General features: G+C 35.8%; 14 protein-coding genes. 4 read left to right on the plus strand and 10 right to left on the minus strand.

Features of this window, described 5'->3' with window-relative positions; all coding sequences use genetic code 11:
• Positions 1-324 (minus strand): AAA family ATPase (locus EHC72_RS16050; protein ID WP_165585847.1); only part of this gene is annotated, 324 nt, incomplete at its 3' end.
• Positions 325-442: 118 nt separating this feature from the next.
• Between EHC72_RS16050 and EHC72_RS16055 the strand changes: the two genes are divergently transcribed.
• Both EHC72_RS16055 and EHC72_RS16060 read left to right on the plus strand, forming a co-directional pair.
• Positions 443-844, plus strand: a complete 402-nt coding sequence (locus EHC72_RS16055) for a hypothetical protein (RefSeq protein WP_131538729.1) — start codon at positions 443-445, stop codon at positions 842-844.
• A 221-nt stretch (positions 845-1,065) separates the two neighbouring features.
• Complete coding sequence (locus tag EHC72_RS16060) at positions 1,066-1,731, plus strand: tetratricopeptide repeat protein (RefSeq protein ID WP_131538730.1); 666 nt, start codon at positions 1,066-1,068, stop codon at positions 1,729-1,731.
• Between the two features lie 178 nt (positions 1,732-1,909).
• Here the strand turns inward: EHC72_RS16060 and pth are convergent, their stop codons facing one another.
• The 3 genes from pth to EHC72_RS16075 form a co-directional block, all read right to left on the minus strand.
• A complete protein-coding gene (pth, locus tag EHC72_RS16065; RefSeq protein WP_131538731.1) occupies positions 1,910-2,470 on the minus strand; it encodes an aminoacyl-tRNA hydrolase in 561 nt (186 codons plus the stop codon).
• A 195-nt stretch (positions 2,471-2,665) separates the two neighbouring features.
• Complete coding sequence (locus tag EHC72_RS16070) at positions 2,666-3,250, minus strand: 50S ribosomal protein L25/general stress protein Ctc (protein ID WP_131538732.1); 585 nt, start codon at positions 3,248-3,250, stop codon at positions 2,666-2,668.
• Positions 3,251-3,335: 85 nt separating this feature from the next.
• Positions 3,336-4,277 carry a ribose-phosphate pyrophosphokinase gene (locus tag EHC72_RS16075; protein WP_131538733.1) on the minus strand — a complete coding sequence of 314 codons (942 nt, stop codon included), beginning with the start codon at positions 4,275-4,277 and terminating at the stop codon, positions 3,336-3,338.
• 366 nt (positions 4,278-4,643) lie between these two features.
• On the opposite strand from EHC72_RS16075, the gene EHC72_RS16085 reads away from it, so the two are divergent.
• Together EHC72_RS16085 and EHC72_RS16090 are read left to right on the plus strand one after the other, a co-directional pair.
• Positions 4,644-7,670, plus strand: a complete 3,027-nt coding sequence (locus EHC72_RS16085; RefSeq protein WP_131538734.1) for a protein O-mannosyl-transferase family — start codon at positions 4,644-4,646, stop codon at positions 7,668-7,670.
• Positions 7,671-7,902: 232 nt separating this feature from the next.
• Positions 7,903-10,947, plus strand: a complete 3,045-nt coding sequence (locus tag EHC72_RS16090) for a DUF2723 domain-containing protein (RefSeq protein ID WP_131538735.1) — start codon at positions 7,903-7,905, stop codon at positions 10,945-10,947.
• A gap of 316 nt (positions 10,948-11,263) precedes the next feature.
• On the opposite strand, the gene EHC72_RS16095 is transcribed toward EHC72_RS16090, so the two are convergent.
• The 6 genes from EHC72_RS16095 to EHC72_RS16120 form a co-directional block, all read right to left on the minus strand.
• Positions 11,264-12,226 carry an acetyl-CoA carboxylase carboxyltransferase subunit alpha gene (locus tag EHC72_RS16095; RefSeq protein WP_131538736.1) on the minus strand — a complete coding sequence of 321 codons (963 nt, stop codon included), beginning with the start codon at positions 12,224-12,226 and terminating at the stop codon, positions 11,264-11,266.
• A gap of 377 nt (positions 12,227-12,603) precedes the next feature.
• The gene (locus EHC72_RS16100; protein WP_131538737.1) at positions 12,604-14,160 is read right to left on the minus strand and encodes a S10 family peptidase; all 1,557 of its coding nucleotides are present in this window, start codon (positions 14,158-14,160) and stop codon (positions 12,604-12,606) included.
• A gap of 132 nt (positions 14,161-14,292) precedes the next feature.
• Positions 14,293-15,885 carry a SusD/RagB family nutrient-binding outer membrane lipoprotein gene (locus EHC72_RS16105; RefSeq protein ID WP_131538738.1) on the minus strand — a complete coding sequence of 531 codons (1,593 nt, stop codon included), beginning with the start codon at positions 15,883-15,885 and terminating at the stop codon, positions 14,293-14,295.
• 18 nt (positions 15,886-15,903) lie between these two features.
• The gene (locus tag EHC72_RS16110) at positions 15,904-19,194 is read right to left on the minus strand and encodes a SusC/RagA family TonB-linked outer membrane protein (protein ID WP_246029444.1); all 3,291 of its coding nucleotides are present in this window, start codon (positions 19,192-19,194) and stop codon (positions 15,904-15,906) included.
• A 184-nt stretch (positions 19,195-19,378) separates the two neighbouring features.
• Positions 19,379-20,440 (minus strand): FecR family protein, encoded by a 1,062-nt coding sequence (locus tag EHC72_RS16115; protein ID WP_131538740.1) that lies wholly within the window; start codon positions 20,438-20,440, stop codon positions 19,379-19,381.
• A 161-nt stretch (positions 20,441-20,601) separates the two neighbouring features.
• A complete protein-coding gene (locus EHC72_RS16120; protein WP_131538741.1) occupies positions 20,602-21,156 on the minus strand; it encodes an RNA polymerase sigma factor in 555 nt (184 codons plus the stop codon).
• Between the last annotated feature and the right edge of the window lie 154 nt (positions 21,157-21,310).

Genomic DNA, 21,310 nt, shown 5'->3' on the forward strand with positions numbered 1-21,310 from the left:
ATGATCTGCCAGTTTATCATATTCTTTTTTGTTCCGCTTAAACTGCTTTTTTTGATTTCGTTTTACACCACAACTAATCTTTTCATTTTTATCACTTCGGTCAAAATCGCCCTGAATCATAAAAAAATCTTCAGCAGTTTTTATTTGCTGGCCATCTATCGGATTAAAATAGCTTTTACATAAGCACAAATAATGAATTGCATCGAGCATATTGGTTTTGCCCGAGCCATTATTGCCAGTAAATACGTTTACAGTTTCCGAAAATTGGAGATCTGCATCCGCATAGTTTTTAAAATTTAGAAGCGTAATATTTTTTAACCACATAAATATCCCGCAATTTACCGTTTTTTAGCCTCTAAATAATCAGAGTACGGTTAAATACTTAAAATAAGCTTGTAGGTGCAAAGAAAAACTGTAGTTTTATATAAAGATTTATAAATAGATGGTTGCTCAAAAATTACTGGAAGGAAATGTTTTATGGTCTTACGATCATGAACTTGATACTAAAACCAGCTGGATAAAAAAAATTGCCGGGCTTTTTTCTTTCTTACCCCCGCTACACCACCACGAAGGTGCTATTTTATTAACCGATCATAGCCTTTCTATAAGTGGAGATGAAGATTTGGTTTTACCATTAAGAGATATTGAAGAGGTATTTATTGGCTTTGATGAACTGTTTCCTGCCTCTTCTGTTAAAAACTTCGGCGCATTTTGGCAACCCATCAGGCTTAAAGCCTCTCCAGGAATGGCTGATGTACTAACTATTTATATGGTAATTAATTATAATGGTTTATTTACCGCTAATAAAGATTGGTTTAATGCACTAATTAGATTATTGCGATAAATAAATTAATAATTTCCACACTAAATTTATTACAATCATTTTTCGGGCAAATTGCCTCTGTATGAGAAGAAAAGCGGCTTATTGTTATGCTTTCTTAAAATATTAAAAATTTTTAGAACTTATTTGACGGATATCCGTGATTTTTAATTAAATACTTCAAAATAAAGGTTGATACTTTGACTGAAAAATGTATTTTTGCAATCTCAATTTTTTAAACAAACATGTCTACAACAGATAATCAGACAACTCAACCTATTAGAAAAGGTTCTTTTTTACAGGAAAACAATAAAAGCTTACTATTTATAGCAGGAGCTGTAGTTTTATTAATCGGTGTTTATTTTTGGTATCAAAATGTATACTTAAAAAACCGTGCTGAAGAAGCTGCAAGCAAAATGTTTAGAGCAGAACAGTATGTAGGTGTTGATTCTTTATCTACCAAAGCTTTAAAAGGCGAAGGTGGCTACCCAGGATTAGAAAAAATTGCTGAAGAGTATGACAATACTAAATCTGCAAACCTTGCAAACTTATATCTAGGCGGCATTTATTTACGTAAAGGCGAATACAAACAAGCTATCGAATCTTTAAGCAAATATAGCGCTACAGGTAGCCCAGTTGCTGATCCATTAGCTTTAGGTTTATTAGGTGATGCTTATAGCGAATTGAAAGACTATAAACAAGCGCTTACTTACTACAAAAAAGCAGCAGATAAAGCGAGTAAATTTACTTCTCCAATGTTTTTAAAGAAACAAGGTTTGGTTAGCGAAAACTTAAAAGATTTTAAAGGCGCTGTTGATGCTTATACTAAAATTAAAACACAGTACCCTGAAAGTCAGGAGGCACAATTAGTTGATGCTTATATTGCAAGAGCACAAGAACAAGTTAAATAAATATTAAAAATTATAAATTGGAAAAAGATCATCGAAAGATGATCTTTTTTTGTTTAAACTGAATTGATTCTTCTAAAAACCTACAATTAATTATTGCTTCATATCGTTCCGTTTCTGCGGATGATAATGAACTGGCTTACTAGGTCTTTATTTTACTGTTAATACCTGTAAACCTTGACTATTTATTAAAAGCTGTCATAGTATGGGCAGGCCCAACGGTTACAAAACTTTTAATCAATTCAACACTTTTATCTATTAAAGCAGGAAGCTCTAGCTGCTCATCTTTATCAAATAAACCTAAAACAAAATCTACCTGTCTGCCCTTTGGATAATCACTACCAATACCAAACCTTAAGCGAGCATAATTTTGTCCACCGCAAACTTCTTCAATACTTTTAAGCCCATTATGGCCTGCACTACTTCCCTGTAATTTTAAACGAAGTTTCCCTAAAGGTAAGGCGAGATCATCTACGATAACTAAAACATTTTCGGGAGCAATTTTTAATTCTTTCATCCAATAGTTAACGGCTTTACCACTTAAATTCATAAAGGTAGTAGGCTTTATTACGTGCAGTTTTTTGCCCTTAAAGCTTACTTCAGAGTAATAAGCCAATCTAATATTATCAAAACTGCCTCCCAAGTCTTTAACCAGCTCATCGGCAATATCAAAACCAATATTGTGCCTTGTGTGCGCATAATCTGGACCAATATTCCCTAAGCCAACGATAAGATATTTCATAGCCGCAAAGGTAAAAGCTTAAAGCGGAAAGACCAAAGTTTAAAGTGAGAAAGCTGAAGGACTAAAGTTTTTATCCTCTAATTGGATAAGTGGAATACATGCAAGTGAATTCTGCAAAGTGGAATATTGAAAATAAAAAAAGCGGTACAAATTATTTGCACCGCTTAATCTTGTAATCAAGAAAAAAGTTTCTGATTATTTTTTACCTTTTGCAGCTTCAGTTTCTGCTTGTTTCAATGCTCTAGACATTGCAACAGATACAATTGTATCTTCAGGAGTGTTAGTAATTGCGTATTTAGTTCCTTTTAAGTCACGAACACGAAATAAACTACCTACTTCTAATTTTTCTAAACTTACTTCTACGTTTTGTGGCATGTCAGCTGGTAAAGCTTTAACACGTAACTTACGTAATTTTTGGATTAATTTACCCCCCATTTTAACACCTGGAGAAGTTCCTGTTAATTTTACAGGGATTTCCATTACGATTTCTTTGTCATCAAATAACTGAAGAAAATCGATGTGCATTAAAACGTCTGTTAGTGGGTGAAACTGAGTATCTTTAACGATAGCTTTAGTTTTAACACCATTAACGTTTACTTCTACGAAGTTCACATCCGGAGTGTAAATAACATCTCTTAAATCTGCGATAACAACAGCTAAATGTTGTTGTTCTTTACCACCATACAATACCGCAGGAACTTTACCTTCGTAACGAAGCTCTTTGGCATCGCGTTTCCCTACGTTCTCTCTTGGAGAACCGCTAATTGCGATTGTTTTCATTTTATTTATATTTATTTATTAGTATTAAGTAGTTAATTGCTGGTATAAAAGCCTTAAGCCCCTACCTTTCATCTTCTACCTTAATTTAAACTCTAAAAAGATCACTAATTGATCCGTGTTCATTTACATTAGCAATTGCTCTTGCAAATAAACTTGCTGTACTTAGCACTTTAATTTTCGGACTTTCCGTTTTCAATGGAATAGTATCCGTTACTATTAATTCTGTTAAAACAGAATTTTCTACCGTTTCTACTGCTTTGCCAGATAATACAGCGTGTGTACAAACTGCTCTAACACTTGCTGCTCCGTTTTCCATAATCAAAGCCGCAGCTTTTGATAATGTTCCCGCGGTATCGCAAATATCATCAATTAATACTACGTCTTGTCCGGTTACATCTCCAATAATCGACATAGATTCGATTTCATTGGCACGTTTACGGCGTTTATCGCAGATAATAACTTCGGCATTAAAAAACTTAGCAAAGGTTCGAGCCCTGTATGAACCGCCCATATCCGGCGATGCAATTGTTAAGTTTGGTAAGTTTAAGCTTTTAATATAAGGAACAAAAATAACCGATCCATCTAAGTGATCCACCGGAATATCAAAGAAACCTTGTATCTGTGCCGCATGCAAATCCATTGTCATGATGCGGTGTATACCTGCACTTTTCAATAAATTAGCCACTAATTTTGCACCGATTGCTACACGAGGTTTATCTTTTCTATCCTGACGGGCTAAACCATAATAAGGAACAACTGCTGTAATATAATGCGCTGAGGCTCTTTTAGCCGCATCAACCATTAAAAGCAATTCCATCAAATTATCGCTTGGCTGATAAGTAGATTGAATTAGAAAAACATCGCTACCTCGAATGGATTCATCAAAAGAAGGTTGAAATTCGCCATCACTGAACTTATGAATGGTTACACTACCGAGCGGCTTGCCGTAACTTTCGGCAATTTTAAGTGATAATCCTCTGGAACCTGTTCCGGAAAAAAGCTTTACCGGGTTAAACTGCAATGGCATGATCCGTGTAGTTTACGGTTAAAAAAAATCGGATCATGCTTTGTAAACACGATCCGATGTTAAAATTGTTGTCCGACCTGGATTCGAACCAAGACAAACAGTACCAAAAACTGTCGTACTACCCTTATACTATCGGACAAAAAGTAAATCTAGAGTTACCTCTCGATTGGGAATGCAAATGTAGGAAGCTTATTTTAATTATGCAAGAGTGATTTTAAAAAAATTTTATTTTTTTTTCTTGCTGTTTCCTACTGCGATGCAAAGATAAAAAAAACATCATAATCCATGCAACATTTTAATTTTTTATGTGACTTTTTAAGTCACAAACCCATAAATCATTTAATATCAATAACTAAACTTTAACGAATGAACTACTCAAAAATTAACACCATTACAGGCTGGCTCTGTTTTTTAATTGCGGCATTAACTTACATCTTCACTTTAGACCAATCGGTTAGCTTTTGGGACTGCGGAGAATTTATTGCTACCGCTTTCAGGATGGAAGTTGTACACCAACCGGGTGCTCCTCTAGTATCTATGATTCAGCGCATATTTTCGGCTTTTGCCATGGGCGATAATACAAAAGTGGCCTACTTTATGAATATTGCTTCTGCTTTGGCTAGTGCAGCAACCATTTTATTTTTGTTTTGGTCTATTACAGCGCTGGCAAAAAAAACCATCATTAAATCAAATGAGCAAATTAATACTTCTCAAATCATTAGCATTATTGGTTCGGGTTTAGTTGGCGCTCTGGCATATGCATTTTCAGATAGTTTTTGGTTTTCGGCAGTTGAGGCTGAAGTTTATGCGATGTCTTCACTTTGTACTGCTGTTGTATTTTGGGGTATTTTAAAGTGGGAATCTCAGGCGGATGAAAAAGGCTCTGATCGTTGGTTGCTTTTTGTGGCATACATGATTGGACTTTCCATCGGCGTACACTTATTAAACTTGCTTACTATCCCTGCGGTAATTTTTGTTTATTATTTCAAAAAAGCAAATGCTCCAACCTGGCAAGGGGTTTTAAAAACGCTTTTCATCTCAATTTTGGCTTTGGCTTTTGTGCAATTCGGCATTATCCAATATATGGTTTCATTTGCGGCAAGCTTTGATTTATTTTTTGTAAACACCTTAGGTCTTGGCTTCGGCACAGGAATTTTATTTTTCGCCTTACTTCTTATTGGCGGCTTAGTTTATGGCATACGGTATTCTATTTTAAAACATAAACGTGCCTTAAACCTGGCTTTAATGTTTACTGTTTTATTAATTTTTGGATACAGTTCTTTCGCGGCACTTATAATAAGAGCGCACGGAAAACCAAATTTAAACAATACGGATCCTGAAAATGCCTTTTCATTTTTGAGTTATGTAAACCGTGCCCAGTATGGCGATCGTCCTTTACTTTATGGAGAAAACTATAATTCGGATAAAATAGACGTTAAAGAAACGGGCAAACTCTATAGAAAGGGCGATACGAAATATGAATCTGCTGGCACAAAATCAGATTATGTTTTTGATCAGAAAACGTTAATTCCCAGAATGTACAGCGATAAGGCGGAACATGTTAAATTTTATAAAAGTTGGATGGGTTTTGATGATGCACATAAGCCGAGTATGATTGATAATATAAAATATATGCTCTCTTTTCAGGTTGGCCAAATGTATATGCGTTATTTCATGTGGAATTTTGTTGGTCGCCAGGACAATCAGGATGGGCAACATGGCGGAAACGGCGGTGCTTGGCTAAGTGGAATAAAACCGATTGATGCCATTCGTTTGGGCGATCAGCAAAACCTCCCTCCTTCTATTGTTGATAATAAAGCCTATAACAGATTTTTCTTCCTTCCATTAATTATTGGACTTATTGGAGCTGTTTGGCATTTTAAACGCAATCAAAAAGATGCGGGCATTATTGGGCTTTTATTTGTGTTTACAGGTGTAGCCATTGTAGTATATTTAAATTCGGTACCAGTTGAACCGCGTGAACGTGATTACGCATATGTGGGATCATTTTATGCCTTTGCCATTTGGATTGGACTAGGCGTATTGGGATTAAAAGAATGGGTTTTCAAAAAGTTTACGCCAGCCAAAGCAGGAATTTTTGCCTCTGTTATAGCATTATTTGCAGCTCCAATTATTATGGCAAGCCAAGGGTGGGACGACCACAACCGGTCTGATAGCCATCTTGCAAAAGATATTTCGGCAAACTATTTAAAATCTTGCGCTCCAAATGCAATTTTATTCACTTATGGTGATAATGATACTTTTCCGCTCTGGTATGCTCAGGAAGTTGAAAAAATCCGTCCAGATGTAAGAATTGTAAACCTGAGTTTATTTACTGCCGATTGGTACATAGATGGCATGAAACGGAAGCAAAATGAATCTGCACCGCTACCAATTTCAATGAAACCTGAACAATATGTTGCAGGAACAAGGGATGTGATGTACTATCAGGATTTTAAAATTGCGCAGCATATTGAGCTTAAGGAAATAATGGGCGTACTTCTATCTGATAATGACAATGATAAAATAACTTTAAGAGATGGCTCCAAGAGCAATGTAATGCCAACTAAAAACCTAAAAATTACCATTAATGCTAAAGATGTGTTAGATACGGGAACTGTACCAAAAGAAGAAGCAGGTAAAATTGCAGATAAAATGGAATGGACCTACGATTCTGATTACGTGACAAAAGGTACTTTGGCACTTTTTGATATTTTGACTCATAACGACTGGAAAAGACCGATTTATTTTACCGGTGCCATGCCTGATGACCAATATGTTGGTTTAAAAAAATATTTATATTCTGAAGGGCTGAGCTTAAGATTGCTTCCATTAAAACCAGATACCAGCGACAAGCAAATTTACGAGCAAATTAATGTTAAGCCGCTATATAACAATGTAATGAATGTTTTTAAATGGGGAAACATAAAAAACGCAAACCACTTGGATAGACAATCTGCCGATGACATACCTATGTTTACCAACATGTTTAACAGTTTATTAAATGGATTGATTAACGAAGGTAAAATTGAAGAAAGCAAAAGGGTTGTTAATCGTTATTATTCAGTTATTCCTTCCAAATTTCATAGTATGCTGCAAGTACAAGGCACTTTTTATTTTTCAGAAAACTTATATCGTTTAAATGATATACAACGTGCCAATGCAATGATTAATAAAACTGCAGATTTTGTAGACAAAGAATTAGGGCACATCGCCGATGTTTCACTCAGTAAAAATCAGTTGGATTCTGAGCGGAAAGTTCAGTTTTACATGGCTTATTTAGGGCAAATGGTTAAGCTAACTGGAGCGTTTAAACAACAAGACCTAAGCGATAAACTAGAAAAACAATATACAGCAATCTTATCTCGCTTTTCGCCATTTATAGGCGGATAAAAAACAAGATATAAATTCAAACCCATAAGCACGCTTTAAAACGTTCTTATGGGTTTTGTTATTAAAGCGTTTTTGTAATTGAGCAAAATCAATATTATCCAGCCTATTTGGGTATACTGCGTTAAAAATTGTTAAATCAATCAAAGAATTTACTGATTTTATCGACTTTAATAGTTAATTTCGGCAGCATTTTTATGCCAAAAACAATTTTAATTATCATTATCAAAAACCAATGAATTATTCAAAAGTTAATAATATAGTAGGCTGGATCTGCTTTTTAATTGCGACAATAACTTATGTTTTAACCTTAGAGCCCTCTGCCAGTTTTTGGGATTGCGGCGAGTTTATCGCATCAGCATTTAAAATGCAAGTTGTACACCAACCGGGTGCTCCATTATTTTTAATGATCCAACGCTTCTTCTCTATTTTTGCTTTTGGCGAAACAACCAAAATAGCTTATTGGATGAATATTGGTTCTGCTATTTCAAGTGCTGCAACCATCTTGTTTTTATTCTGGACCATCACAGCATTGGCTAAAAAAACATTAATTAAAGCTGGCGAAGAATTAACAACCGCAAAATTAATCAGCATTATGGGGGCTGGCGCAGTGGGTGCCTTAGCTTATACATTTTCTGATAGTTTCTGGTTCTCTGCTGTAGAATCTGAAGTTTATGCTCAATCATCTTTATTTACTGCAATTGTTTTCTGGGGTATTTTAAAATGGGAAGCACATGCAGATGAGCCAAAAGGCGATCGTTGGTTATTATTTATTGCCTACGTAATGGGTTTATCAATCGGTGTTCACTTACTAAACTTATTAACCATACCGGCTATGGCTTTTGTTTATTATTTCAAAAGAACTGGTAAAGCAACTAGTGCAGGTATTTTTAAAACCCTTATTGTTGGTATCCTAATATTAGCAGTTGTACAATATGGTATTATTCAATATTTAGTATCATTTGGTGCCTATTTTGATCTTTTCTTCGTTAACACATTAGGATTAGGTTTCGGTACAGGTGTACTATTCTTTGCTGTTTTATTAATTGGTTTATTTGTTTGGGGTATTCGTTACTCTATTAAACACCAAAAGAAATTATTAAACTTAGCTTTAATCTCTACAGTTCTAATCATTTTCGGTTATGGTTCTTTTGCGATGATTGTAATTAGAGCCAAAGCTGATCCTAACTTAAATAACAGTGCTCCAAAAGATGCATTCTCTTTCTTAAGCTACTTAAACAGAGAGCAGTATGGCGATAGACCGCTGGGTTATGGTCCAAATTATAATTCGGAAAGAAATGGCGTTACAGAGGGGAAAACCATCTGGAGAAAAGGCGATACAAAATATGAATCGGCTGGTACGAAAAGCGAATACAAGTACGATAATAATACTTTATTGCCTCGTATGTACAGCGATGACCCAAGGCATGCTGCTTTTTACAAAGAATGGATGAATCTTGATGATAGCAAAAAACCAAATGTAGTAGATAATGCCGGTTTCTTATTCAGCTATCAAATTGGGTATATGTACATGCGCTACTTTATGTGGAATTTTGCCGGTCGCCAGAATGATGAGCAAGGACAAGGTAGTGGTTTTGAAGGCGAATGGTTAAGCGGCATTAAACCGATTGATGCCATGCGTTTAGGCGATCAAAGTCATTTACCTCCATCAACTATTGATAACAATGCTTATAATCGCTTTTTCTTCCTACCATTAATTTTAGGTTTATTGGGTGCTATTTGGCACTTTAAACGCAATCAGAAAGATGCTGGTGTTGTTGCTTTATTATTTTTCTTTACTGGTATTGCCATTGTTTTATATTTAAATCAAAAACCATTAGAACCTCGTGAAAGGGATTATGCATATGTGGGATCGTTCTATGCCTTCGCAATATGGATTGGTCTTGGGGTATTGGCTTTAAAAGAATGGTTATTTAAAAAGTTAACACCTACCAACGGTGCCATCGGTGCTACAGTTATTGGTTTATTAGCAGCCCCAACCATTATGGCAGAACAAGGCTGGGATGACCACGATCGTTCTACCAAATTAGTTGCACACGATATTGCTTTGGATTACCTACAATCTTGCGCTCCAAATGCCATTTTATTTACTTATGGTGATAACGATACTTACCCACTTTGGTACATTCAGGAAGTAGAAAATGTACGCCCAGATGTGCGTATTGTTAACTTAAGTTTATTCGATACAGATTGGTACATTAATGGGTTGAGACAAAAACAAAACGAATCTGAGCCATTGCCTATCACCATGACGCCTAAACAATATGTACAAGGCGAAAGAGATGTAATGCCTTTTGATGATTATAAAATTGCAGGTAATGTTGAGTTAAAAAACATTGTTGATTTATTATTGTCAGATAGTGCCGATGATAAAGTAGCCATGCAGGATGGTACTAAATCTAATTTCTTGCCAACTAAAAATCTAAAAATCACGATAGATCCACAGCAAGTAATTAGCACAGGAACAGTTTCTGCAGCTGATGCAGGAAAAATTGCATCAGAAATGGATTGGAAATTTAATAAAGGTTATGTAACCAAAGGTACATTAGCCATGTTTGATATCCTTGCACACAATAACTGGAAAAGACCAATTTACTTTGCTTCTACAGTTCCATCTGAGCAATATAACGGCTTAGATAAGTATTTATACAGCGAAGGTTTAGCCATGCGCCTATTGCCTTTAAAAACAGATACAACTTCTAATAAAGAAGAAAGGGAAGAGCAATTAAATACACCTGTTCTTTATAATAATGTAATGACTAAATTTAAATGGGGCAATATGAAAACTGCTACTTATTTAGATCCACAGTCATCAGACGATACTTTCATTTTTACTAACCTTTTCACCAGCTTAAGTGGAAGCCTGATTAAAGAAGGTAAAACTGCTGAAGCTAAAAAGGTAATTGATAAATATTATGAGGTAATGCCTGATAAGTTTTATGGAATTCGTACGGTAGTAGTTAAGTTCTACCTTGCAGAAAATCTTTATAAACTTGGTGAAATTGCAAAAGCGAATGATATTATGACCAAATCAGGTGATTATATCAATAAAGAATTAACTTACCTGGCTGATATTTCACAATCGAAAGGTACGCTTACAGGTTCTCAAAATGTTCAAACAGGATTGTATTATCTTGATAGAATGATTAGAACAAGTAAAGCTGCCGGACAAACCAAAGTGAGTACACAGCTGGAGAAAATATTTGCTGGTTTAGAAAGCAGGTTATCGGTTTACTACCCACAACAACCACAGCAATAAAATAATTAAAACAGTTTAAAAAGCTTTGCATTAATTTGCAAAGCTTTTTTTATGGGTTAACGCTTTGGATTAGCCTGCTTATCGTGATAGAATGATAAGTTTTATAAAACATGAGGGTAAGTCTTTAAGGATTTTAAATCCTTGTTATTTTAAGTTCGACATGCCCTGCGGAACATATCGAACAGCCAATATCGAACAGCCAAAAACAGCCAAAACATTCATTATTAAAATGCACGATCTCGTGAAGAGAAATCCATAAAACAAAAAATCCTCTAGGAATTAACTTAGAGGATTTTTTATTTTAAATGATTATTTATTATTCATTTACAACACCCATTGCACAGAATTTATCAATTCGTTGTTCAATAAGTTTGTCTGTTTTTATTTTACCTAATGATTTTAAATCATCAATAATCTGATTTTTCAACGTTTGCCCCATTAATTCAGGGTCTTGGTGTGCACCACCAAGTGGCTCTCTGATAATGCCATCAATCAACTTATTTCCGAACATATCATCAGAAGTTAATTTTAAGCATTCAGCTGCTTTTTCTTTAAAATCCCAGCTTCTCCACAAGATAGAAGAACAAGATTCAGGAGAAATTACGGAGTACCACGTATGCTCAAGCATATAAACTTTATCGCCAATACCTATACCCAAAGCACCACCAGAAGCACCTTCGCCAATAATAATACAAATAATTGGAACTCTTAGTACAGACATTTCCAACAAGTTTCTGGCAATTGCCTCCCCTTGTCCGCGTTCTTCAGCTTCCAAACCTGGGTAAGCTCCCATTGTATCAATAAAAGAAACTACAGGTTTGTTAAATTTCTCGGCTAAACGCATTAAACGTAAAGCTTTGCGGTAACCCTCAGGGTTAGCCATACCAAAATTACGATACTGGCGCTCTTTTGTGTTTTTACCTTTCTGGTGGCCAATAACCATTACAGTTTGACCATTAATTGTAGCAAAACCACCTATAATTGCTTTATCATCCTTAACGGTTCTATCACCATGTAATTCAATAAAGTCATCACAAATCATATTGATGTAATCAAGTGTTTGTGGCCTATCAGGATGGCGGCTCATTTGAACCTTATTCCAACCCGTTAGGTTATTATATAGATTTTTAGTGGTTTCATCTAATTTACCATCAAGTTCCTCTAAAGTGGCAGACATATCTACCTTAGTCTTTTCGGCAACTTGCTTAACCTTTTCTATTTGCTGAACTAAATCGGCAATAGGCTTTTCAAAATCGAATGATGTTTTTATTTGCTGCATAATTGGGTCACAAAAATAAGTAATTATTTTTAGTTTGAGCTAACAGTTTTTTTATTCAAATTTTTAGAAGAAAATAAAGCGCAAACTTAAATGTTTTTTTGGAAAGCAATTACAGTTGTTATTTGGCTGGTTTCTGCCCCGCTATTCCTGCTGCCATAAATATGGCATTCGTACTATCGGGTTTAAATAAGGTGGGTTTATACAACTAACGGGAGTTTTTATTGCAGGCTGCTTTATCTTAGCCCTGATTGAAGCGGTATCTTCCGATTTTTCATCGGAAATTTAGCGGAAAGTAGGTGTAGCTTTCTAAAAAGCAAAAAACCTGCGCTCCAAAACAAAAAAAGGTCTGACGCTTACGCCAGACCTTTTTATTTTTTTTAAAACTTAGCGGGTTCGCCAGCTTTCGGAAGTGCTTTTTTAATAAAATCTCTAATATGGCTATTTGCCGTTTTAAGATCTTCCTTTCTCAAATACATCATGTGCCCACTCCTGTACCCTTCCCAACTCATTCTATCTTTTAACTTGCCGGCCGCATCCAATTGCCACATGCTGTATTTTGCGTTAAAATAATCGCAAGCACCATCATAATAACCAGATTGAACCAGCAAATGCAAGTATGGATTTTGCGCCATTGCCTGTCTCAAATTATCTCCGGTTCTATTTCCAGTGTTATCCCAAGGATAAACAGAGCCGAACATATTGTATTTTAAATCAGTTTTATAGTTCAGTTCATTTCTGATGTACATATTAATTGCCGGCGTAAAAGAGTGTAACCACGATGTAAGTTCTGCATTATAATCTGGTCCATCACCCGCAGCCATTTTATCTAAGCCTCTATACCTCGAATCCAAACGACCAACGGTAAAACCCTTATCGCGCAGTAGTTCTTTCCAAAAGAAATTTGTCGGCACATCCAAATTATATTCAAGAATAACCTTTTCAGAAAGACCAGAATAACGAGCCATTTTTGCGGCTATAGATTTCTTTTTATCCTCGCTTAGTGTACTCCCCTGCGCAATTGCAGGAATTAATTCATTAATAGTAAAAGTTTCAACTTCGGGCAACATCGCTGTTAAATCTTTGTTTTGTAAATCTGCAGATAAAGCTTTATGGTACCATGCAGTAGCGGCAAAATAAGGCAAACGTAAAGCAGCATCAACAGGTCCGCTTCTTTCTATTCCCAATTCTGTTGGTGAAACCAAAACCACCCCATTTAAGTACATCCACTGGTTGTTTTGCAGTTCCAAAGCCAAGCCCGAAACTCTTGTTGTTCCATAACTTTCGCCAATTAAAAATTTGGGTGATGCCCAACGGTTATTACGTGTTACGAAAGTATTAATCCACTCTGCCAGATACTTGATATCTGCCTTTACCCCAAAAAACTTGTTTGTGGGCACATCTTTACTGGTGGCTCTAGAATAGCCTGTGTTTACAGGATCTACATATACAATATCGGCTACATCTAAAATAGAATAAGGATTTTCTTTATAACCATATGGCTGCATCGGATAACCTTCATCATCAATATTTAAAACAACAGGACCTGTATAAGCAATGTGCATCCATACCGATGCAGAACCTGGGCCTCCATTAAATGAAATAACTAAGGGACGTTTTTCTCTATTCTGAACATCACTTCTTTCATAATAAGTATAAAATAAACCTGCAATTGGTTTCCCATCTTCATCCCAAACGGGTAAAGTTCCTGTAGTAGCTTTATAAGGCACCGCTTTTCCTTCAATAGTTACACTATGGCTGGTAATTACTGTGCTTTCTACTTTAATTGCACGCTCGTTTGCGGTTGGCTTTGATTCTTCTTTTGGAGTAGCTAGAGGAACTGGAGCTTGCTTAGCATCTGTTTTTTCTGATCGCTGCTGCGCTTTAACTAATAAACTGGAACATAGAATAATAGTGAGTATAAATTTTAGTTTCATAAAGTTTGGTTTGATTTATAAAGATCAAAAAAAGCAGCCTTTATGTTGAGATTGATTTGAAATTGTTACGAATAAAAAACGGCAGACACTTTACAGCGCCTACCGTTATCTCGGGATGTGAGGGTAAAATCTTTATTTATCCCACCAAACTCTGCCGGTCAGATTATCGCCACCCGGTACAGCTGCTGAGGCTACTGAATAATTGGCTCCATTTTTAGCAGCTTCTTCCAAAGGATAAGGGAAACGGCGAGGAATGGTACCATTTGTTGCATTGCCCGAATATACAACAGGTGTTAATGCAGGGAAACCAGATCTGCGCCAGTTAGACCATGTTTCATAAAAATCAAGCATAGTATTGGTGTGTATCCAATATTGGGTATTAATCATTTGCAAACCTATTGCTGCATTATATGGGTTTGATGCCACATATGCATCAGCAACGGATTGATTAATTGCCATATTTGCGTCGTACTGTGCTAAAAAAGTAATAGCGGATGATACTCCACTGGCATAATGTGTAGTTGCCGAACCGCCAACACCCCATCTTTGAGCAGCTTCTGCCAACAACAATTCGCTTTCCGAATAGGTTAATATAAAGGTTACGCCATCTTTTTTAATCATTCCTGGGTTTGGAGAAGAATAAGCAGGAAATGAAGTATAAGATGGATCCTGACGTACATCTTTACCAGCAATTCCACTTAAATCTTTACCGTTTGGCATACCTTTTTGATCTGAAGGATTTGAACTGTAATTCGAGTTTTGCACCTTGCTATTTTCATCAAGATAAAGGTTGGTAACAGCTACTTTACCTAAACGTGGATCGTTGGTTGCTTTTAAAGCATCGATAAAAGTTTTAGACCATTTTACGTAGTAATTTTCTTGTCCACCATCACCTTGCAAAACCTGGCTGTTTCTATTTTGCGTAACTCTTGATCCTGCTACATCATGTTTAACAAACGCATTATCATCATTATTTAACATGGTTTTGCCAACAACTTTTGTAGCATACGCTTTAGCTGTATTTTCATCTGCTTTTGTTAAACGCATGGCTATACGCAACATTAATGTATTGCCAAAACGTTTCCATTTGTTAATATCACCTTTATAAATTACGTCTCCTGTTACTTTATCACCATTAACATCTAAAGCGGTAGTTGCTTCATCAACTTCTTTCAATAAATCGGTGTAAATGGCTTGTTGCTGATCATATTTAGGTGTTAAATTACCTGTATAATAGCCTGTACCAGCCTCAGAGTAAGGCACATCACCATATAAATCAGTGAGACGCTCAAAAACCAGTGCTTTCCATAAACGAGATACTTGGCGAACGTTATTATATTTTGCCACGCCCTTGGTTGATTCTACAGCATCAGCTATAGGTTTAACCTGCTCTATATATGCGCCCACGGTAGAAGTTCCCCAATAGGCTGCGGTATAACCTGGGTTTAGCAAATATTTATCACCTGCCCAATAGCTTATTACAGTGGATAAACCCTGCATCATGGTTGATGAGTAGATTAAATTTCCTCGCCATGTGTCATAAGCAAAATCGATACTACCTGTATAAGCCAATTGTGATGAGGTTAACAAGTAATTTGGGTCAAAAGTAGAAGTGCCATAGGCAGATGGATTGGTATTAATATCTTTAAAATCTTTGGTACAAGCCGAAATAAATAAAATACCGGATAGTAACAGGCTATATTTCTTTAATATGTTCGTTTTCATTGTTTTGTCTGTTTAAAATTAAAACTTAACACTAAGGTTTACACCAAATGTTCTAACCGGTGGTACTCCACCTAACTCCAATCCTGGAAAAGTAGCGTTGTAGCTAGATTCAGGATCAATATTATCCGTCTTTTTCATCAGGATAAATAAATTACGACCAACAAGGCTTACGTTTAATCCTTGGATCTTGTTATTAAACATTTTCGCTGGGAAGTTATAACCCAGTGTCATTTGCCTGAATTTTATAAAACTGGCGTCTTGTACAAATTTGCTCGATGCATAATTGGCATCATTCAAATAATAAGTTGCCGCATTTGTACCAGATGATGGTGCATCAAGTGCTTCACGATTAGGCAACGTATTTTGGTGTAAACCAAACACATAACCATAATAATCTGTAGCAGAAAATACTTTTCCGCCCCATTTACCATCAATTAAGAACGATAGAGTTGCTCCTTTGTAATTAAATTCGTTGTTCCACCCCGCAAACCATTTGTTGTAAGCTGATCCGTAAGCTTTTAATTCGTTAAGGGGTTGGCCTGTGCCATCTCTTAAAATGTTTCCAGCACCATCATATTTGTAATCATAAGCCATAACTTGAGCTGCGGCTTTACCACGAATATTTTGCAAGAAACCTACGCCTGATCTGGAAGTTGCTAAAAGTTGTGCATTAACTCCATCGGCCAGTGATAGTACTTTGTTATCATTATATGATCCATTTAAAGAAGATGTCCATGTAAAATCCTTACTTTTTATAACCTGACCTGATAATAATAACTCCAAACCTTGGTTTTTAATTTGTCCGGCATTTAAAACGGCTCCGCTGTAACCTGTAGAACTAGATGTAGTTACAAAAGAAATTTCATCTTTAGATAATTTCCTGTACCAAGTAAAATCGAAACTTAAGCGATCGCCAAATAAGCGCATTTCTGTACCTATTTCTAATTCTGTAGCTTTTGAAGGTCTTAATGAAGTATTTGGAATATTAACATTGGTAATTGTTCCAAGAGGAGCACCATTTAAACTTTCACTTCTAAAAGCATAGGCTAATATGGTTTGATAAGGATCAGTTGCCTGCCCTACAACAGCATAACCAGCTCTTAATTTACCAAAGCTTAGGAAAGAAGGCTTCCATAATTCTGAAAACACAAATGATCCACTTACTGATGGGTAAGTAATATAAAGTTTGTTATCCTTTCCAGGTGTAGCTAGTGTAGAAAACCAATCGGTACGCAAACTTCCGTTTAAGTAAAAAATATCTTTATAAGCTAAATCAAGTGTTCCGTAAACGGATTGAGTTTCGCTAACGGTTTCTACATATGCTACAGATTTGTTTTTTGCATTTAGAATATTGTATACACCAAAGATGGCAAAATCAGTTCCGCTATTGGTAATTTGGCGCACATTGGTTCTTCTATAACTTGCCCCAATGTTTGGAGTAACAGAAAATTCATCGTTCACTTTAAAAGACTTCCCTACCAAACCGTCAACATTTAAATCGGCAAATTTGGTGGCTTGTTCTGCTATTTTACCTGGAGCATAGTAGGCTGTACCCGATGGGACAACATTTGTATACGAATCTGTATAAGCATCTCTTCCGGCACGACCTTGCAAAAATAAACCGTTATCGAAGGTATACTTTGCATTAAATGAGCTAATTAAACGATCGCGTTTGGTGTTATTTACAAATTCATTTGCAGCAAACCATGGGTTGGTGGCGTAAGCATTTCCTTTGTTGTATTGAATTTCGTTGCCGTTGGCATCTTTCCACGGTTTTAGATCGTTTACATTTACACTGGTTGGTAAAAAGGCAACGTTATAGTTTGCGTTACCCGCCCCATCAGAAACCATTGGTCTGTTTTTAGCCTGCTCCAAAATGTAATTCATTCTAGCGTCAATTGTTAAGCGCTTAATTGGGTTAAAAGTACCAGTGAGGTTAAAAGATTGCCTGTTTAAGCCTGAGTTTGGTACAACGGATGTGTTGTGAACATCATTTGCCGATAAGCGGATAGTTCCACCATCAAAGCTTTTATTTAAGGCTAAGGTATTAGACCAAGTGCCTCCTGTACGGTAAAAATTTTCGATATTATCTTTTTGTGCTGTATATGGTCTGGAAACTCCATCAAACTGAACTACGTTAGAGCCATCTAGTTTTGCGCCCCAGCTTGATCCGCCAACCTGTGCTGCCGCAGCTGCATCAGTTGGTTTTATGCCATTTGCACCCTGCCCATACACATATTGCCAATTAGTTCTATCCATTACCTGCTCAGCAACGTAGTTGGTATTAAATTCTATACTATTACCTTTACCGCTTTTTGTAGTAATTAAAATTACCCCAGCTTTGGCTCTATAACCATACAATGCAGATGCGGCAGCACCTTTTAATACAGAAATGCTCTCGATATCATCAGGATTTAAATTTCCAATAGCGTCGCCCAAATCTGGTGCATTATCATATTGATTACCAGAATTACCATTAGCGTTTGGGTTATTTAAACCAACAGGTTTATTTTCCATTGGCACACCATTAATTACATATAATGGTTGATTGGTTTGACTTAAACTGGAAACACCACGAATTGTAATGCTTGTTGCTGCACCTACCCCACCAGATGTAGAGCTTACATCTAAACCTGCAACTTTACCAACTAATGAATTGGCTACATTATTTTCACGAGCCTGGGTTAAGGTTTCGCCACTAACTTGTGTTACCGAGTAACCCAAAGCTCTTCTTTCTTTCTTAATGCCCAATGCTGTTACCACTACATCAGTAAGTTGCTTGGTATCTTCTATTAAAACTATTTGTACATTGGTTTGGGTGCCAATTGGTACTTCACGAGTTTGAAAGCCTGCGTAAGAAACGACTAGAATAGCATTTTCTGGTGCATTTAGCGTAAATTTTCCATTTATATCGGATGATGTACCAATACCCGTTCCTTTTACGCGGATGGTTGCTCCAGGCAATGTACCGCCCTGTGCATCTTTAATTACCCCGGTTATGGGTACTTCTTTGGCTCTGCTTATTACAATTAAGCCTCCATCTGATATGGAATATTTTAGGTTAGTTTTGTTTAAAATTGCTGCTAAAACATCAGTAACCAGCGTATTTGTTACGGTTATACTCACATCCTTATTAACAGGAACATAAGAAGAGCTGTAAACAAAATGATAACTGCTTTGCTGCTCTATAATTTGTAAAACCTTTGCCAGTTTTGTTTTCTTTACATCAAGAGAAATTTTTTCCTGAGAAAAAACCGATGCAGAAACATTAAGGCAAGTAATGAGAACCACAATACAGGCTAGTTTCATTAGCATGATAAATTTTAAGAACGTCCTGAATCCGGACCGCTCTTGCAGTAAGTAATAATAAATCATATTTTTGTTTTTTTGGTTGCGTAGTTATTTGACAGCGATCTGTTTGCGCATGAGCTGTCATTAATTAAATCAAAAAAGAATTTTAAAGGGCGGTGCGTCAACACCGTCCTTTTTTTTCTTACTTTGATATGGTTACTTCATTTCCTTTTATCTCATATTTAAAATATTCTACATTTTGTAAAGCTTTCAAGGCATCTTCTAAAGTTTCGTGACTAAATGTTGCCGTAAAGCGGTATTTTTCTATTTGTTTATCTTTAAACTGAATGTTAACGCCAAACCATTTTTCTAATGCACCTTTTATCTCGGCAAAGTTTTGATCGTAGATTTCAATTTTTCCTTTTGTCCATGCTGTTTCAACAATAGAACTATCCTTAATTAAGGTATAATGATTGATGGTAATTTCTGGGCGGCTTGCAGTTGGCTTTAACAGTTTATGATTTTCCTTTAATGGTGCAATTTTATAAAAGGTAACTTTCTGGCTTGGTTTTAGGGTAATCATGCCTCCATTACCATTTACGGCTTCCATTGTAATTAAGCCTCTAATTAAAGTTGCTTCTGATGTATTTTCATCTGGGTAGGCTTTAACATTAAAAGATGTACCTAAAACATTAATGTTAAAATCATCCGTATGTACCTTAAATGGTTTATCCTTATTGTGTACTACATCAAAAAATGCCTCTCCCGTTAATTTTACTTCCCTAACTTTATCATTAAAATCTGCATCAATTGATAAAGAACTTTTAGCATTTAGTAATACAATAGAACCATCGGGCAGGGAAACTTTTTTACGCTCGCCACTTTTGGTGCAAAATACTTGCGCTTTTAACTCTGTAGGATTTACTTTTTCAAAACCATAATTGCGATATAAAAAAACAGCTCCAGCAATTAAAACAATAGCGGCAGCCACTTTTAACCATAGGTAGTTTTTATAAACTTTTAAGGGCTTATCTGCATTAAATTCTTTTTTAAAGGTATCTAACTGGTTATTTAAGGCTCGTTTATTTCCACTTAAGATTATAAATAATCTTTTGGCTTCCATAATTACACTTTCCTGTTCGGGATGGGTTTTAAGATATTTTTCCCAGTAATCTACACAAAGTTGGTCTGTGCCCGAACAGTATAACTGAAAAGTATTATCAACAAGAAAGTCTTCTGCATTGAATTGACTTCGATCGATCATTATTATTTGGCTTTTATATATCAGTGCCCAAAAGGTTTACTTTTTCCTAAAGAAATTTTAACTTTTTTTTAACGTACATGAAAAAAGAGGAATAAAGAAGGGTTTCTTGGTTAAATTTTGCCAAAGAATCACGAAATAACACAGAATTTAAAAGGATCGCTTTAAGCTTTAAGTTCTTTCCTTAAAACTTTAAGCGCATCGTAAATGGTATTATAAGCAGTTTTAATAGTTTGATTGGTTTGCTCAGCAATTTGCTCATAGCTCAATCCATCAAAAAACTTGAGATGAATTAATTGTTTTTGTCGAAATGTTAGTTTATCGAGGGCACTTTTAAGTTGAAACCTAACCAGCTCATCGCTTTGTACCTTTACAATAAATTCTTCATAACTCATTTCCATCCAATCGCCCTCTGCACCTGCATTAAATAAGGCATCGTTAAGCTTGCGCTTACGCTCTAAAATACGCAGTAATTTGCGCTTTAAAAATGTTCTTAAATAGGCTTCAACGTTATCAACGCGGTTTAGAGTTTCATGTTTTTCCCAAATGGTGGTAAAAACTAAATCGGTTGCTTCACTCGAAATATCCGAATCGGCGCAAACTCTTATACCGAAATTAACAAGTGGATAGTAAAGTTCTTTGTAGAGATCAAAAAAGGCATCTTTGTCGCCGGTACGTAGTCGTTCCCATAATAGGTGATGCGCTAATTTGTTGTTCATTTTTTGATTAGAGATTAAGACAATATTAACTAAAATCAATCAAAATATTATGAGTAAATGAAATTAAAAAGCACATACTTAACTATTCTGGTTTAAAAAAATCATTAAACTACATTTGCTGTGTAACTTTTTTTTAAAACGGTCGACTTATCAT

Origin of the sequence: Pedobacter nototheniae (genome assembly GCF_004335085.1) — a bacterium.
Taxonomy (GTDB): domain Bacteria; phylum Bacteroidota; class Bacteroidia; order Sphingobacteriales; family Sphingobacteriaceae; genus Pedobacter; species Pedobacter nototheniae.

Excerpts from the sequence above, each read along its gene's own strand:
- EHC72_RS16055 (WP_131538729.1), top strand. The coding sequence starts at position 443 with ATGGTTGCTCAAAAATTACTGGAAGGAAATGTTTTATGGTCTTACGAT.
- EHC72_RS16060 (WP_131538730.1), top strand. The coding sequence starts at position 1,066 with ATGTCTACAACAGATAATCAGACAACTCAACCTATTAGAAAAGGTTCT.
- pth (WP_131538731.1), bottom strand. The coding sequence starts at position 2,470 with ATGAAATATCTTATCGTTGGCTTAGGGAATATTGGTCCAGATTATGCG.
- EHC72_RS16070 (WP_131538732.1), bottom strand. The coding sequence starts at position 3,250 with ATGAAAACAATCGCAATTAGCGGTTCTCCAAGAGAGAACGTAGGGAAA.
- EHC72_RS16075 (WP_131538733.1), bottom strand. The coding sequence starts at position 4,277 with ATGCCATTGCAGTTTAACCCGGTAAAGCTTTTTTCCGGAACAGGTTCC.
- EHC72_RS16085 (WP_131538734.1), top strand. The coding sequence starts at position 4,644 with ATGAACTACTCAAAAATTAACACCATTACAGGCTGGCTCTGTTTTTTA.
- EHC72_RS16090 (WP_131538735.1), top strand. The coding sequence starts at position 7,903 with ATGAATTATTCAAAAGTTAATAATATAGTAGGCTGGATCTGCTTTTTA.
- EHC72_RS16095 (WP_131538736.1), bottom strand. The coding sequence starts at position 12,226 with ATGCAGCAAATAAAAACATCATTCGATTTTGAAAAGCCTATTGCCGAT.
- EHC72_RS16100 (WP_131538737.1), bottom strand. The coding sequence starts at position 14,160 with ATGAAACTAAAATTTATACTCACTATTATTCTATGTTCCAGTTTATTA.
- EHC72_RS16105 (WP_131538738.1), bottom strand. The coding sequence starts at position 15,885 with ATGAAAACGAACATATTAAAGAAATATAGCCTGTTACTATCCGGTATT.
- EHC72_RS16110 (WP_246029444.1), bottom strand. The coding sequence starts at position 19,194 with ATGAAACTAGCCTGTATTGTGGTTCTCATTACTTGCCTTAATGTTTCT.
- EHC72_RS16115 (WP_131538740.1), bottom strand. The coding sequence starts at position 20,440 with ATGATCGATCGAAGTCAATTCAATGCAGAAGACTTTCTTGTTGATAAT.
- EHC72_RS16120 (WP_131538741.1), bottom strand. The coding sequence starts at position 21,156 with ATGAACAACAAATTAGCGCATCACCTATTATGGGAACGACTACGTACC.